At 50.5% G+C, this 15,060-nt stretch carries 13 protein-coding genes and 1 pseudogene; 10 read left to right on the forward strand and 4 right to left on the reverse strand.

From position 1 onward, the window contains the following. Positions 1 to 120 precede the first annotated feature (120 nt). Entirely contained in the window at positions 121 to 378 is a 258-nt protein-coding gene (locus QSV34_RS12900) for a hypothetical protein (protein WP_289155345.1), read from the reverse strand. Between the two features lie 71 nt (positions 379 to 449). Then, entirely contained in the window at positions 450 to 836 is a 387-nt protein-coding gene (locus QSV34_RS12905) for a helix-turn-helix domain-containing protein (protein ID WP_289155346.1), read from the reverse strand. Between the two features lie 125 nt (positions 837 to 961). Between QSV34_RS12905 and QSV34_RS12910 the strand changes: the two genes are divergently transcribed. The 5 genes and pseudogenes from QSV34_RS12910 (at position 962) to QSV34_RS12925 (ending at position 6,913) form a co-directional block, all read left to right on the forward strand. Next, entirely contained in the window at positions 962 to 3,913 is a 2,952-nt protein-coding gene (locus QSV34_RS12910; RefSeq protein ID WP_289155348.1) for a CHC2 zinc finger domain-containing protein, read from the forward strand. Next, positions 3,913 to 4,872 carry a site-specific tyrosine recombinase XerC gene (gene xerC, locus QSV34_RS12915; RefSeq protein ID WP_289155350.1) on the forward strand — a complete coding sequence of 320 codons (960 nt, stop codon included), beginning with the start codon at positions 3,913 to 3,915 and terminating at the stop codon, positions 4,870 to 4,872. The genes QSV34_RS12910 and xerC (QSV34_RS12915) overlap by 1 nt, the downstream gene beginning before the upstream one ends. A 708-nt stretch (positions 4,873 to 5,580) precedes the next feature. Further along, positions 5,581 to 5,697, forward strand: a pseudogene (locus QSV34_RS15205) (RHS repeat-associated core domain-containing protein); the annotation flags it as partial. A gap of 63 nt (positions 5,698 to 5,760) precedes the next feature. Then, a complete protein-coding gene (locus QSV34_RS12920; protein WP_289155352.1) occupies positions 5,761 to 6,717 on the forward strand; it encodes a hypothetical protein in 957 nt (318 codons plus the stop codon). Further along, entirely contained in the window at positions 6,710 to 6,913 is a 204-nt protein-coding gene (locus tag QSV34_RS12925; RefSeq protein ID WP_289155354.1) for a hypothetical protein, read from the forward strand. Before QSV34_RS12920 ends, QSV34_RS12925 begins: the two co-directional genes overlap by 8 nt. Before the next feature lie 237 nt (positions 6,914 to 7,150). Here QSV34_RS12925 and QSV34_RS12930 read toward each other — a convergent pair whose 3' ends face one another. Both QSV34_RS12930 and QSV34_RS12935 read right to left on the reverse strand, forming a co-directional pair. After that, the gene (locus tag QSV34_RS12930) at positions 7,151 to 7,408 is read right to left on the reverse strand and encodes a hypothetical protein (protein ID WP_289155345.1); all 258 of its coding nucleotides are present in this window, start codon (positions 7,406 to 7,408) and stop codon (positions 7,151 to 7,153) included. A gap of 71 nt (positions 7,409 to 7,479) precedes the next feature. Then, entirely contained in the window at positions 7,480 to 7,866 is a 387-nt protein-coding gene (locus QSV34_RS12935) for a helix-turn-helix domain-containing protein (RefSeq protein ID WP_289155346.1), read from the reverse strand. A gap of 125 nt (positions 7,867 to 7,991) precedes the next feature. On the opposite strand from QSV34_RS12935, the gene QSV34_RS12940 reads away from it, so the two are divergent. The 5 genes from QSV34_RS12940 (at position 7,992) to QSV34_RS12960 (ending at position 15,055) form a co-directional block, all read left to right on the forward strand. Beyond that, on the forward strand, positions 7,992 to 10,943 hold the full coding sequence (locus QSV34_RS12940) for a CHC2 zinc finger domain-containing protein (protein WP_289155348.1): 2,952 nt from the start codon (positions 7,992 to 7,994) through the stop codon (positions 10,941 to 10,943). After that, on the forward strand, positions 10,943 to 11,902 hold the full coding sequence (gene xerC, locus QSV34_RS12945; protein WP_289155350.1) for a site-specific tyrosine recombinase XerC: 960 nt from the start codon (positions 10,943 to 10,945) through the stop codon (positions 11,900 to 11,902). Before QSV34_RS12940 ends, xerC (QSV34_RS12945) begins: the two co-directional genes overlap by 1 nt. Before the next feature lie 708 nt (positions 11,903 to 12,610). Continuing rightward, positions 12,611 to 13,852, forward strand: coding sequence for an RHS repeat-associated core domain-containing protein (locus QSV34_RS12950; RefSeq protein ID WP_289155406.1), 1,242 nt, complete (start codon positions 12,611 to 12,613; stop codon positions 13,850 to 13,852). Continuing rightward, positions 13,839 to 14,267, forward strand: a complete 429-nt coding sequence (locus QSV34_RS12955) for a hypothetical protein (protein ID WP_289155355.1) — start codon at positions 13,839 to 13,841, stop codon at positions 14,265 to 14,267. The genes QSV34_RS12950 and QSV34_RS12955 overlap by 14 nt, the downstream gene beginning before the upstream one ends. 95 nt (positions 14,268 to 14,362) lie before the next feature. Further along, the gene (locus tag QSV34_RS12960; RefSeq protein ID WP_289155356.1) at positions 14,363 to 15,055 is read left to right on the forward strand and encodes a transposase; all 693 of its coding nucleotides are present in this window, start codon (positions 14,363 to 14,365) and stop codon (positions 15,053 to 15,055) included. Positions 15,056 to 15,060: the final 5 nt, after the last annotated feature.

Here is a 15,060-nt window from a genome sequence, read left to right on the forward strand (position 1 = left end):
TGAAAAGGGGACAGATTTATTTTTTGAAAAGTCGCCCTGATTTATAACTGAGAAAACACCACCCAGAGCCCCGCCATTGATCTGCCGGGGCGTTATTTTTGATCGGTTGCTGGCAGGGGATTAGCCGCCCATCTGTATCAGCCGCTCCCTTAGCCGTTGCTGCCGCTGTTTGAGAATGGAGAGCACCTGCCCCAGCCCAACCAGGCTGTGCGGCGGCAACTCAAACCGGCTGACCATCTCCGCCATGATGCCCTCGATGGCATCGTACAAAAATCCGTTGAGGGCAAAGACCTGGTAAAACTCATCATTGAGCTGAACCAGCTGCGCTCGCGATAGATGAATTTTATCCGTAGTGGAATTACTATTGCTTCCAGCCATTGTTGACTCCTTACTAGTCGGTGGTGGTGAGCTGGCCTGTTGGGTTGCCGCCCTTCAGGTCAGCGCTTCTCTCAAGATGCTTGCTGTTGTATGACGGTATCCAGCATCTCCATGACAAACTTCTGTTTAGCGCGGGGTAATTGGCCGATTAGCTCCATCTGCCGCTGTAGGCGCGGTGTTGGCCCACGTTTCCCTTTAGCGGTAGTAGGTTCACCAATAATCTCCTCAACCGAAACGGCCAGTAACGTTGCCAGCATAGAGAGCAGGCCTACTGGGATACGCAGTTTGCCGCCTTCATAGTGGGCCATTGTTTGCTGTGCAATGCCTAGGGCATCGGCTAACTGGGTTTGCGTCATGTTCTGGGCTTTACGAAATTGTGCAATCCGCTTGCCCATAGCGATGTAAAAGGTGTTTTCCTGCGACATCATGGCGTCAGTCCACTGAGTTAATAACGCCATCACTATATCCCCGCTGTTTGGTTTGATTGGTTTGTGAGCGTTGACAATACTCTATATGGTAGTACCATGCAACAGAGTTAATTTTTACTCTTAGAGTATTGACAGGTTTTTGGAGAAATCCCGTTATGGCACGAATCCCCGCAGAGCAGATCGAGAAGCTAAAAAACGAGGTGTCATTACTGAACCTGATCGAAAGCCAGGGCTATGAGCCGGTCAAGCAGGGTAAGGATTACGCGATCTGCTGCCCGTTCCATGAGGAGAAGACGGCGAGCCTGATAATCAGCCCAGCCACCAACTTGTTTAACTGCTTTGGCTGTGGTGCGGCTGGCTCGGTGATTGACTGGGTGATAAAGACCCAGGGCGTGAGCTTCCGCCATGCGGTGGAGATTTTGCAATCCGATGCTTCTGTCTTAGCTGCTCCAACTCAGCCGGTAAAACGCTCCGTGACTAAAAAGCTGGATCCATTGTTGCCGGAAAATGCCGAGGCGCAACAGCTGTTGCACCAGGTGGTGGATTATTACCACCAAGCATTGAAGGAAAGCCCGGAGGCGCTGGCGTATCTGGAAAGCCGTGGGCTGAATAATCCGGAGTTGATTGAGCGTTTTAAGCTGGGTTATGCCAATCGGACATTGGGATATCGGTTGCCACCCAAACGCACTAAGGCGGGGGATGCGTTGCGGGGTACTTTGCAGGAGGTGGGTATTTATCGGGAATCTGGCCACGAGCATTTTAACGGCTCTTTTACGGTTCCCATCTTTAATCCTGGCGGCGATGTGGTGGAACTGTATGGCCGGAAAATCCGGGATGATCTGCGCAAGGGGACACCGAAACACCTTTACTTGACTGGCCCTCATGCGGGTGTTTGGAATGCTGATGGATTAGCCGATCAGAAAGAAGTGATCTTGTGTGAAGCCCTGATTGATGCCATGACGTTCTGGTGTGCAGGGTATCGGAATGTGACCGCCAGCTATGGGACGCAAGGTTTTACTGACGATCATCTGATGCTATTTAAACAGTGCGGTATTGAGCGTGTATTGATTGCTTATGACCGGGATGAGGCGGGCAATGCTGCGGCTGAGAAATTGGCCAAACGACTGCAAAAAGAAGGGTTTGGCTGTTACCGGCTCAACTTCCCCAAAGGCACCGATGCCAACAGTTATGCGCTGGAAGTGACCCCCGCCAGCAAAAGCCTGGGTGTGGTGATCCGGTCAGCAGAATGGCTTGGGGAGGGTGAGGAACCTGTTTTAGCCGCTGAATCAACGGTTGATGAATCCGAGCCCTTGCCACCGGCGGCGGCTGTTCCCGATGCTCCTGGAGTGTCTGTTGATGCCGACGTATCGAACAGAGAGATAAACCTGGTGTTTGGTGATCGCAAGTATCGGGTTCGTGGCCTTGAGAAAAATAAAAACTACGAAGTGCTGAAAGTGAATGTGCTGGCCAGTAATGAGTCGGGACTTCATGTGGACAGCTTTGATCTGTACTCGGCGCGGCATCGGCAGGGATTTATCAAGGTGGCGGCGTTGGAGTTAAGTGTTGAGGAAAGCACTTTGAAATCCGACCTGGGCAAGGTGTTATTAAAGCTGGAGGAATTGCAGGAACAGTTGATTGGTGGCGGTGCGGTTGAGGAGCAATCGTCTAGCTCGCTGAGTGATGATGAGAAAGCCGAAGCCCTGGAGCTGTTGCGTGATCCTGAATTGCTGGAACGTATCCTCACGGACTTTAGCCGCTGTGGTGTGGTGGGCGAGGAAGTAAACAAGCTGGTGGGTTACTTGGCTGCTGGCAGCCGGAAACTGGATAAACCGCTGGCGGTGATAATCCAGAGTACCAGTGCCGCCGGTAAAAGCTCGTTGATGGATGCGGTGTTGAATCTGATGCCGGAAGACGAACGGGTGCAATACTCGGCCATGACGGGGCAATCCTTGTTCTATATGGGCGAGACCAATCTCAAACACAAGATACTGGCGATTGCGGAGGAAGAAGGGGCGAGTAATGCCAGCTATGCGCTCAAACTCCTTCAATCGGAAGGGGAGATCACCATTGCCAGTACCGGCAAGGACGATGACACCGGGGAGCTGGTAACTCGTGAGTACAGAGTGGAAGGGCCAGTGATGTTGTTCCTGACCACCACCGCCATTGATATCGACGAGGAGTTGTTAAATCGTTGTTTGGTGTTGACGGTCAACGAATCGAGAGAGCAGACCCGCGCTATCCATGAGGCGCAACGCAGGCGGCGAACGCTGGAAGGTTTGCAGGCTAAGCTAGAGAAGGATCGGCTTGTCACCCTTCACCGCAATGCACAGCGGTTGTTGCGGCCACTTGCAGTGATTAACCCTTACGCCGATCAACTCACCTTCCTGGACGATAAAACCCGTACCCGCCGGGATCACGAAAAGTATCTGACCCTGATCGACAGTATTGCGCTGTTGCACCAGTACCAGCGGGAGGTGAAAACCATTAACCACGCTGGCAAAGATCTGGAGTATGTGGAAGTCCAATTAAGCGATATTGAAACAGCGAATCGGTTGGCTCATGAGGTACTGGGGCGCACCTTGGATGAACTGCCGGCACAGACCCGAAAGCTGTTGCGGCTAATCCAGGGAATGGTGAAAGAGGCTTCCCAGGCAGGCAGTATCGAGCAGCGTGATTACCGTTTTAGTCGCCGGGATGTGAGAGAGTCGGTGCAGTGGAGTGACACCGCGTTAAAAATCCATATGGCTCGATTGGTGGAGCTGGAATATCTGTTGGTTCACCGGAGTAGCCGAGGCCAGAGTTATGACTATGAACTGCTGTATGACAACTCGGAAGGAGACAACCAACAACACATGATGGGCCTGATTGATGTTAAAAAACTCCAGTACGACAATCAGCGGTCAGGGCAAAACGTAATCCGGTCAGGGTCTGGTCAGCCCCTGGTCAGGGGGTTGTCAGGTGTCGATAAATTGCTACAGCCCAGTATTGGCGAGGCTTTGCCAGAAAGTGGCCAGAAAAGCCGGAAAAGCACTTCTAGCCAGAAAAATAACAGCCGGTCGTACCGTACTGACAATGCCACTCCATTAATTGCCCAGGCAGGCCACTAATGGCTGACGAGCCTACCGACCCGGAGAGCTTTACCAGCCACCTGAAACGCTACTTTGCCAGTTGCCAGGCACAGGGTTATACGGAAACCACGATCAAGACTTGGACGGCGAATTTGAGGTTGTTTACCGAGTGGTGTTCGGATCGAGGGCTGACTCAGCCCAAGCAAATCACTTATCCCATCCTGAGTCGTTATCAACGCTACCTGGTGTATTACCGGCGCAGCAATGGCGATCCGATATCGACCCATACCCAGGGTGTGAGACTCAGTGCCGTTAAAGGCTTTTTTAAATGGCTGACGCGGGAGCGTTATATCCTGTACAACCCGGCCAGTGAATTACAGCTACCCAAGAAACAGCGGCGGCTGCCGAAAGCGATACTGACCGAGGAAGAAATAAACACCATCCTCGATCTACCGGACGTTAACGATCCCTATGGCTTGAGAGACCGGGCGATCCTGGAGGTGTTGTACTCCACTGGGATACGCCGAATGGAGTTAGTGAATCTGATGGTGCAAAGTATCGACCAGGCACGAGGCATTGTGTTTGTGGAGCAGGGCAAGGGCCAGAAAGACCGTGTGGTGCCGATTGGTGATAGAGCCTTGGATTGGGTGAAGCGGTATATGGTTGGCGTCAGACCGGAGCTGGTGGCTGGAGAAGATGATTGGACATTGTTCCTGACTCAGTACGGTGAACGGTTCTCGATGGAGGGCTTATCGAGGCGGGTAAAGAGTTATATCGACCGGGCCAACCTCAATAAAACCGGCAGCTGTCATCTGTTCCGTCATGCGATGGCGACGCATATGTTGGAGAATGGTGCTGACATTAGATATATCCAGGAGATACTGGGACACAGCAAACTGGAGACAACGCAGATATATACCCAGGTCTCGATCCTGAAATTAAAGGAAATCCATCGAGCGACCCATCCGGCGAAGGTGGAGGGATGGGAGAGTGAGTAGCGAGTGGAAGGATGGCAGAGACGATAAGGCCGCTGCTGGCCACATCAAGCCCTGTCATCCGCTGTGCAAAAACGGCAAAGCGGTTGCCAGGGCTACATGCGTCCAGCGGCATTTATCCATTTACCAACCCCCGCACTTCCAGGCGCCAGCGCCTTGCAGGGCGCGCCCCAGGCGTGGGGCTTCACCGCCTCAGCGGCACTTAACATAATGCTGAAATTATGCGCAGTGCCCCACAGAGCCTTGCCTCCAGGTCATCACAAATAGCTGGCAGCAAACCAGGCAAGGCACTGCGTGTCACTGTCCGCTGCGCCGCATAATTTGCATTATGTGTAAATGCCGCTGTGGCTTTAAGGGGGCGGCAAGCCGCAAAGGCACTCTCTATAAGCTCCGTTTCCCGTCCTCTGCGTGACGCGCGGAAATAGCTAATCACACTATCCACCACCCAGTGCCGCGCGTGGGCACCTGCGGTGTGGCAGCAAAAAGCCGCTGCCCCATCCTCGCCGCCTTCGCTAAAACCCCGTCCTTTTTAGCTGCTAACGGGGCGCTGCCGCGCCCCTATAAAAACAGCGGCTAAGGAAAAAAGTGCGTCTGGGGATTTTTTGGGGTATGGTCGTATTGCCTTAGCGCAATTGCTCTTTAACACCTTGATGCCTCTGGGGAAAACTGCCTTCGCCTACGACAAGTGCGTCGGGGTCATTAAATGGGCGGATTTACGATGCGAAGATTGCCAGGTTCTTGCAGGCGGATCCGTTTATACAAGACCCTGAGTACAGCCAAAGCCTCAACCGCTATTCGTACACATGGAATAACCCGCTTAATGCAATTGATCCTAGCGGCTATAAGTCACTTACACGGATAATAGATATTATCGTTGTGGTAGTCGCTGTAGTGATTGAAGTTGTTTGCTATGGATGTGGTGCGGGGGTTCAGTTTGCTAATTGGTACTTCTCGGCAGCTAGACCATATGTTCAAGCTGCGGAAGCTGCTTACAATGCATATGCAGGAGGGAATCTATTTACTGCGGCATTCGAGATATATAGTGCTTTCGTGTTTACTGGAAACAACAGTAAGGGCTCTAATGCGAACTCTGGATCGAATCCAAATATTATTTTAAATTTTGGGTCAGAAGGGGATGAGAGCGCGAATGATAAGGGTGGACCGAACCCACTATTGAGGCAAGTAGCATCTGTTCTTGATGGATTTTTGAACCGTACTAAAAGTTCAGAAGGAGTTAAAAATAGCGTTATTAAAGTCAATCACGGAACTGTAAATCCTTGGACATCGGGCAACTTTGCTAATGGAGCATCACAGGATGCATTTTTGGCAGCTATTGGTGCAAGGTTGGCTACTGAAAGAGAGGTGAAGATCGCTCAATTTGGTGGAATAGATCGTTTTAGGCTTGAGCGAGGAAGAGAGTGTGTCGCCAGTTGTCACGGTGTTACTCTTAATCCAAATAGGCGCCCAGCAACTCCAAAAGAAGAAGCTCTTCTCACAACATTCGTTATATCAGTGGCGACGATTCCGATTAGTGGTGGGGCTGGAGTCTTACTGACAAGTGGTCGTGTGATTCACTATTCTGTTAAAGCTAAGAATGCTGTAGAGGCTGCTGCAATTGCAGGCAGGTTAAAAGCAATTCAAGCGGCTAATGCTGTGAAGGTCTATGGGACGAATGCAGCCTATGTCACTTTTTCAACAGTAGCGCCTGTAGCATCAAGTCCAGTTGCTCAGCAGTTTGGCATCGATGTTCTAAATGGATACCTTTTCCCAACACCGCCTGCTAAACCTGGTGAACTACTAGGGTTTATTCTTAATGAGGATAATCGAAAGGAGCTTGGCCTTGAGTGACGATAAGATAAGTAAATTTTTTTATATCGTTTTGGGTATAGCAGTCTCATTTTATGGACTCAGAGTTATTTTTTATAGGGGTTATATAAGTGAAAAATTCCGAGCCGCTTTTGATTTTGGTGAATACCATTATGTATGGGGAGGAATGATTCTAGTATGGGGTGTTTATATTGTTCTAAAAGCACTAAAAATATGAGCGAAAGGGCAGATTTATTTTTGAAAAGTTGCCCTGGTTTATAACGACAACAATCGGCAACAATCGGGGACGGGTCTCAATTAAATTTATTTGTAGCCGAAAAATCCCACCAGCTCGTGAAAAGGGGACAGATTTATTTTTTGAAAAGTCGCCCTGATTTATAACTGAGAAAACACCACCCAGAGCCCCGCCATTGATCTGCCGGGGCGTTATTTTTGATCGGTTGCTGGCAGGGGATTAGCCGCCCATCTGTATCAGCCGCTCCCTTAGCCGTTGCTGCCGCTGTTTGAGAATGGAGAGCACCTGCCCCAGCCCAACCAGGCTGTGCGGCGGCAACTCAAACCGGCTGACCATCTCCGCCATGATGCCCTCGATGGCATCGTACAAAAATCCGTTGAGGGCAAAGACCTGGTAAAACTCATCATTGAGCTGAACCAGCTGCGCTCGCGATAGATGAATTTTATCCGTAGTGGAATTACTATTGCTTCCAGCCATTGTTGACTCCTTACTAGTCGGTGGTGGTGAGCTGGCCTGTTGGGTTGCCGCCCTTCAGGTCAGCGCTTCTCTCAAGATGCTTGCTGTTGTATGACGGTATCCAGCATCTCCATGACAAACTTCTGTTTAGCGCGGGGTAATTGGCCGATTAGCTCCATCTGCCGCTGTAGGCGCGGTGTTGGCCCACGTTTCCCTTTAGCGGTAGTAGGTTCACCAATAATCTCCTCAACCGAAACGGCCAGTAACGTTGCCAGCATAGAGAGCAGGCCTACTGGGATACGCAGTTTGCCGCCTTCATAGTGGGCCATTGTTTGCTGTGCAATGCCTAGGGCATCGGCTAACTGGGTTTGCGTCATGTTCTGGGCTTTACGAAATTGTGCAATCCGCTTGCCCATAGCGATGTAAAAGGTGTTTTCCTGCGACATCATGGCGTCAGTCCACTGAGTTAATAACGCCATCACTATATCCCCGCTGTTTGGTTTGATTGGTTTGTGAGCGTTGACAATACTCTATATGGTAGTACCATGCAACAGAGTTAATTTTTACTCTTAGAGTATTGACAGGTTTTTGGAGAAATCCCGTTATGGCACGAATCCCCGCAGAGCAGATCGAGAAGCTAAAAAACGAGGTGTCATTACTGAACCTGATCGAAAGCCAGGGCTATGAGCCGGTCAAGCAGGGTAAGGATTACGCGATCTGCTGCCCGTTCCATGAGGAGAAGACGGCGAGCCTGATAATCAGCCCAGCCACCAACTTGTTTAACTGCTTTGGCTGTGGTGCGGCTGGCTCGGTGATTGACTGGGTGATAAAGACCCAGGGCGTGAGCTTCCGCCATGCGGTGGAGATTTTGCAATCCGATGCTTCTGTCTTAGCTGCTCCAACTCAGCCGGTAAAACGCTCCGTGACTAAAAAGCTGGATCCATTGTTGCCGGAAAATGCCGAGGCGCAACAGCTGTTGCACCAGGTGGTGGATTATTACCACCAAGCATTGAAGGAAAGCCCGGAGGCGCTGGCGTATCTGGAAAGCCGTGGGCTGAATAATCCGGAGTTGATTGAGCGTTTTAAGCTGGGTTATGCCAATCGGACATTGGGATATCGGTTGCCACCCAAACGCACTAAGGCGGGGGATGCGTTGCGGGGTACTTTGCAGGAGGTGGGTATTTATCGGGAATCTGGCCACGAGCATTTTAACGGCTCTTTTACGGTTCCCATCTTTAATCCTGGCGGCGATGTGGTGGAACTGTATGGCCGGAAAATCCGGGATGATCTGCGCAAGGGGACACCGAAACACCTTTACTTGACTGGCCCTCATGCGGGTGTTTGGAATGCTGATGGATTAGCCGATCAGAAAGAAGTGATCTTGTGTGAAGCCCTGATTGATGCCATGACGTTCTGGTGTGCAGGGTATCGGAATGTGACCGCCAGCTATGGGACGCAAGGTTTTACTGACGATCATCTGATGCTATTTAAACAGTGCGGTATTGAGCGTGTATTGATTGCTTATGACCGGGATGAGGCGGGCAATGCTGCGGCTGAGAAATTGGCCAAACGACTGCAAAAAGAAGGGTTTGGCTGTTACCGGCTCAACTTCCCCAAAGGCACCGATGCCAACAGTTATGCGCTGGAAGTGACCCCCGCCAGCAAAAGCCTGGGTGTGGTGATCCGGTCAGCAGAATGGCTTGGGGAGGGTGAGGAACCTGTTTTAGCCGCTGAATCAACGGTTGATGAATCCGAGCCCTTGCCACCGGCGGCGGCTGTTCCCGATGCTCCTGGAGTGTCTGTTGATGCCGACGTATCGAACAGAGAGATAAACCTGGTGTTTGGTGATCGCAAGTATCGGGTTCGTGGCCTTGAGAAAAATAAAAACTACGAAGTGCTGAAAGTGAATGTGCTGGCCAGTAATGAGTCGGGACTTCATGTGGACAGCTTTGATCTGTACTCGGCGCGGCATCGGCAGGGATTTATCAAGGTGGCGGCGTTGGAGTTAAGTGTTGAGGAAAGCACTTTGAAATCCGACCTGGGCAAGGTGTTATTAAAGCTGGAGGAATTGCAGGAACAGTTGATTGGTGGCGGTGCGGTTGAGGAGCAATCGTCTAGCTCGCTGAGTGATGATGAGAAAGCCGAAGCCCTGGAGCTGTTGCGTGATCCTGAATTGCTGGAACGTATCCTCACGGACTTTAGCCGCTGTGGTGTGGTGGGCGAGGAAGTAAACAAGCTGGTGGGTTACTTGGCTGCTGGCAGCCGGAAACTGGATAAACCGCTGGCGGTGATAATCCAGAGTACCAGTGCCGCCGGTAAAAGCTCGTTGATGGATGCGGTGTTGAATCTGATGCCGGAAGACGAACGGGTGCAATACTCGGCCATGACGGGGCAATCCTTGTTCTATATGGGCGAGACCAATCTCAAACACAAGATACTGGCGATTGCGGAGGAAGAAGGGGCGAGTAATGCCAGCTATGCGCTCAAACTCCTTCAATCGGAAGGGGAGATCACCATTGCCAGTACCGGCAAGGACGATGACACCGGGGAGCTGGTAACTCGTGAGTACAGAGTGGAAGGGCCAGTGATGTTGTTCCTGACCACCACCGCCATTGATATCGACGAGGAGTTGTTAAATCGTTGTTTGGTGTTGACGGTCAACGAATCGAGAGAGCAGACCCGCGCTATCCATGAGGCGCAACGCAGGCGGCGAACGCTGGAAGGTTTGCAGGCTAAGCTAGAGAAGGATCGGCTTGTCACCCTTCACCGCAATGCACAGCGGTTGTTGCGGCCACTTGCAGTGATTAACCCTTACGCCGATCAACTCACCTTCCTGGACGATAAAACCCGTACCCGCCGGGATCACGAAAAGTATCTGACCCTGATCGACAGTATTGCGCTGTTGCACCAGTACCAGCGGGAGGTGAAAACCATTAACCACGCTGGCAAAGATCTGGAGTATGTGGAAGTCCAATTAAGCGATATTGAAACAGCGAATCGGTTGGCTCATGAGGTACTGGGGCGCACCTTGGATGAACTGCCGGCACAGACCCGAAAGCTGTTGCGGCTAATCCAGGGAATGGTGAAAGAGGCTTCCCAGGCAGGCAGTATCGAGCAGCGTGATTACCGTTTTAGTCGCCGGGATGTGAGAGAGTCGGTGCAGTGGAGTGACACCGCGTTAAAAATCCATATGGCTCGATTGGTGGAGCTGGAATATCTGTTGGTTCACCGGAGTAGCCGAGGCCAGAGTTATGACTATGAACTGCTGTATGACAACTCGGAAGGAGACAACCAACAACACATGATGGGCCTGATTGATGTTAAAAAACTCCAGTACGACAATCAGCGGTCAGGGCAAAACGTAATCCGGTCAGGGTCTGGTCAGCCCCTGGTCAGGGGGTTGTCAGGTGTCGATAAATTGCTACAGCCCAGTATTGGCGAGGCTTTGCCAGAAAGTGGCCAGAAAAGCCGGAAAAGCACTTCTAGCCAGAAAAATAACAGCCGGTCGTACCGTACTGACAATGCCACTCCATTAATTGCCCAGGCAGGCCACTAATGGCTGACGAGCCTACCGACCCGGAGAGCTTTACCAGCCACCTGAAACGCTACTTTGCCAGTTGCCAGGCACAGGGTTATACGGAAACCACGATCAAGACTTGGACGGCGAATTTGAGGTTGTTTACCGAGTGGTGTTCGGATCGAGGGCTGACTCAGCCCAAGCAAATCACTTATCCCATCCTGAGTCGTTATCAACGCTACCTGGTGTATTACCGGCGCAGCAATGGCGATCCGATATCGACCCATACCCAGGGTGTGAGACTCAGTGCCGTTAAAGGCTTTTTTAAATGGCTGACGCGGGAGCGTTATATCCTGTACAACCCGGCCAGTGAATTACAGCTACCCAAGAAACAGCGGCGGCTGCCGAAAGCGATACTGACCGAGGAAGAAATAAACACCATCCTCGATCTACCGGACGTTAACGATCCCTATGGCTTGAGAGACCGGGCGATCCTGGAGGTGTTGTACTCCACTGGGATACGCCGAATGGAGTTAGTGAATCTGATGGTGCAAAGTATCGACCAGGCACGAGGCATTGTGTTTGTGGAGCAGGGCAAGGGCCAGAAAGACCGTGTGGTGCCGATTGGTGATAGAGCCTTGGATTGGGTGAAGCGGTATATGGTTGGCGTCAGACCGGAGCTGGTGGCTGGAGAAGATGATTGGACATTGTTCCTGACTCAGTACGGTGAACGGTTCTCGATGGAGGGCTTATCGAGGCGGGTAAAGAGTTATATCGACCGGGCCAACCTCAATAAAACCGGCAGCTGTCATCTGTTCCGTCATGCGATGGCGACGCATATGTTGGAGAATGGTGCTGACATTAGATATATCCAGGAGATACTGGGACACAGCAAACTGGAGACAACGCAGATATATACCCAGGTCTCGATCCTGAAATTAAAGGAAATCCATCGAGCGACCCATCCGGCGAAGGTGGAGGGATGGGAGAGTGAGTAGCGAGTGGAAGGATGGCAGAGACGATAAGGCCGCTGCTGGCCACATCAAGCCCTGTCATCCGCTGTGCAAAAACGGCAAAGCGGTTGCCAGGGCTACATGCGTCCAGCGGCATTTATCCATTTACCAACCCCCGCACTTCCAGGCGCCAGCGCCTTGCAGGGCGCGCCCCAGGCGTGGGGCTTCACCGCCTCAGCGGCACTTAACATAATGCTGAAATTATGCGCAGTGCCCCACAGAGCCTTGCCTCCAGGTCATCACAAATAGCTGGCAGCAAACCAGGCAAGGCACTGCGTGTCACTGTCCGCTGCGCCGCATAATTTGCATTATGTGTAAATGCCGCTGTGGCTTTAAGGGGGCGGCAAGCCGCAAAGGCACTCTCTATAAGCTCCGTTTCCCGTCCTCTGCGTGACGCGCGGAAATAGCTAATCACACTATCCACCACCCAGTGCCGCGCGTGGGCACCTGCGGTGTGGCAGCAAAAAGCCGCTGCCCCATCCTCGCCGCCTTCGCTAAAACCCCGTCCTTTTTAGCTGCTAACGGGGCGCTGCCGCGCCCCTATAAAAACAGCGGCTAAGGAAAAAAGTGCGTCTGGGGATTTTTTGGGGTATGGTCGTATTGCCTTAGCGCAATTGCTCTTTAACACCTTGATGCCTCTGGGGAAAACTGCCTTCGCCTACGACAAGTGCGTCGGGGTCATTAAATGGGCGGATTTACGATGCGAAGATTGCGCGGTTCTTGCAGGCTGATCCGTTTATACAAGATCCACTCATGAGCCAGAGTCTCAATAGATACGCTTACGTTTGGAATAACCCCCTAAATGCCACCGACCCCAGCGGTTATTTTGTTGGTGCAGTCATTGGCCACCTCATTGGGTCTGAGCTAACAAGAAGGTTTATACAGAGCAGCTGGATCGGAAAAAATGTGATTCAGCCGGCGCTGCAATATGTTTCCAGAAAGCCACTCCTGAATGCAATTGTGACAGTTGTTATTGCGTATTACGGAGGGCCAAGTGCAGTGGCTGCATACAGTGAGGCAGTTACCTATGCGAACGGAGGTAGTTTGCTTGATGGAGTGAAAGCCGGTGCAATAAGTTATGCGCAATCTTTTGTATTTGCGCAGATAGGGGCCTCGGGATTAGAAACAACAGAGCGAATATTTGCTCATGCAGTCGCTGGTGGGGTGTTCTCAGAATTACAAGGAGGTAAGTTTGGCCATGGTTTTGTGAGTGCTGGGTTAACTAAAGCGTTTACGACTTATGCAAATTTTGATTACAGTGATGGTAGTGCCAAGGCTGTTATAGGGCGTACAGCTGTAGCTGCTATGGTTGGTGGAACGATTTCTGAGCTGACTGGAGGCAAGTTTGCCAATGGGGCAACGACTGCTGCGATTGCACATTTATTTAACGCGGAGTTGAGCGAATCTGAGAAGAGAGCTATCCGAGCTAGGAATAAAAAGGCCATCGAGCAGCTATATGGAGATATTCTGAAGGCAGGCAATATTAATATCGACGCAAATATAAGACTGGCAGCTTCAATGACTTTAGATCAGCTTAAGAGTGCATTAACTGATGCGAGTGTATGGAATTACAAAAGAAACTCTTCCTTGATTGCTAATTTGAAAGCTGCGGGCACCTATGATGCCAATTTATTGGCAGAATTTGGAAATCTTCATGCTGGAATTACATATGCAGCAAACGGCGTAAGGCTTGATGTTGCATTAACCTTTGGTGGAGGTTATCAGTCGGCCGTTCAAAATCGAAGGAATGGAAATTTTTCAGGTGGTGCTGTAGGGAGCACATTGAGCGGCGCTTTGAGTGCATGGGTCGGATATACGGCTACTGCGAAGCAAACCATTTCTGCTGCAAGAAATGGGTTTACATGGGGGGATAATAGAGATGATATTTTGCCAATCATACAGGGTTACTGTGCAGTTAGTCTTGATTGCAATTAGTACAACTTTATCTGGGTGTGATTTTATTGCCGGAAGTGAAAGTCATAAGTTATCTTTAATAGAAGAAAATTTTTATAAGCTAGAGTTGATTTCAGAATATGCTTTGAATGGAGATGTAGATGTAATCTCTTCTGACAGAAAAGATCATGGCCTTTTAGGATATTCTCAATATAGGCACAATGTATTACAAAAAGCTATTCATGACAGTGGAATTAAATTTTTAAAAATTGAAAGAAGCAGTGGAACTATTGAGTTGAACTATATGGATGCAGGAGTTTATGGGGATGCCTACCTTTCTCTCGTGTATAGTAAGAATCCCAAGAAATCCACGATTTTAACTACTCCAGAAGCTTGGCAGTGTAAAAAGTATGAAAAAGAAGGCTGGCATATTTGCAGGGAGCCTGAGGAAGAATAGGAAAAAGGGACTTAAATAATAGCGAAAAGGGGACGGATTTATTTTTTGAGCAAATCTTGCTAACCTGTCGCTAGTTTTTGTAGGAGAATGTAAAAATGCCACGGAAGGCGCGAATATTGGTTCCGAATTGCCCCCATCATATTGTTCAACGTGGTCATAATCGTCAGGCTGTTTTTTTGTCAGATGAAGACTATCAGTTTTATCTGGAAAATTTGAAAGAGTGGAAGGTCAAGTTGGGCGTACGAGTTTACGCTTGGTGCCTGATGACAAACCACATTCATTTGCTTGTTGAGCCGACCGGAAAAACAGAAACTTTATCTGAATTGATGAAACGCCTGGCGGGCCGCCAGGCGGCGTATACGAACAAACAGGAAAGACGCAGCGGTTCTTTATGGGAAGGTCGCTTCAAAGCAAGCCCGGTGCAGAGAGACAACTATCTGTTGTCTTGCATTCGCTACATTGAATTAAATCCTGTGGTGGCCAGTATGGTGTCCTTACCAGAGGATTACCGCTGGAGTAGTTATGGTGAGCGATCCGGCAATAAACCACTGGGCTTGCTGGATTATGATGTGTGTTATCTGGGATTGGCTGATTCACCCAGCGAGCGATTAAGGCGCTATCGATCGTACTTGTTAAATCATGTCTCGCCAGAGGAGTTGAAATTGATCCGTTCGGGAGTGCAGCGTAATCAGCTCACTGGTAACGAGCGCTTCGTTGATGAAATTGAAAGGCGTTTGGGACTGCGTTTAGAGCAGCGAGGTAGAGGGCGGCCGCGTAAGGAAAAATAGTGATG

Origin of the sequence: Porticoccus sp. W117 (genome assembly GCF_030341905.1) — a bacterium.
Taxonomy (GTDB): domain Bacteria; phylum Pseudomonadota; class Gammaproteobacteria; order Pseudomonadales; family Porticoccaceae; genus SCSIO-12696.

Coding starts and splice junctions, on each gene's coding strand:
- QSV34_RS12940 (WP_289155348.1), top strand. CDS start 7,992: ATGGCACGAATCCCCGCAGAGCAGATCGAGAAGCTAAAAAACGAGGTG.
- QSV34_RS12935 (WP_289155346.1), bottom strand. CDS start 7,866: ATGGCGTTATTAACTCAGTGGACTGACGCCATGATGTCGCAGGAAAAC.
- xerC (WP_289155350.1), top strand. CDS start 3,913: ATGGCTGACGAGCCTACCGACCCGGAGAGCTTTACCAGCCACCTGAAA.
- QSV34_RS12910 (WP_289155348.1), top strand. CDS start 962: ATGGCACGAATCCCCGCAGAGCAGATCGAGAAGCTAAAAAACGAGGTG.
- QSV34_RS12900 (WP_289155345.1), bottom strand. CDS start 378: ATGGCTGGAAGCAATAGTAATTCCACTACGGATAAAATTCATCTATCG.
- QSV34_RS12960 (WP_289155356.1), top strand. CDS start 14,363: ATGCCACGGAAGGCGCGAATATTGGTTCCGAATTGCCCCCATCATATT.
- QSV34_RS12930 (WP_289155345.1), bottom strand. CDS start 7,408: ATGGCTGGAAGCAATAGTAATTCCACTACGGATAAAATTCATCTATCG.
- xerC (WP_289155350.1), top strand. CDS start 10,943: ATGGCTGACGAGCCTACCGACCCGGAGAGCTTTACCAGCCACCTGAAA.
- QSV34_RS12905 (WP_289155346.1), bottom strand. CDS start 836: ATGGCGTTATTAACTCAGTGGACTGACGCCATGATGTCGCAGGAAAAC.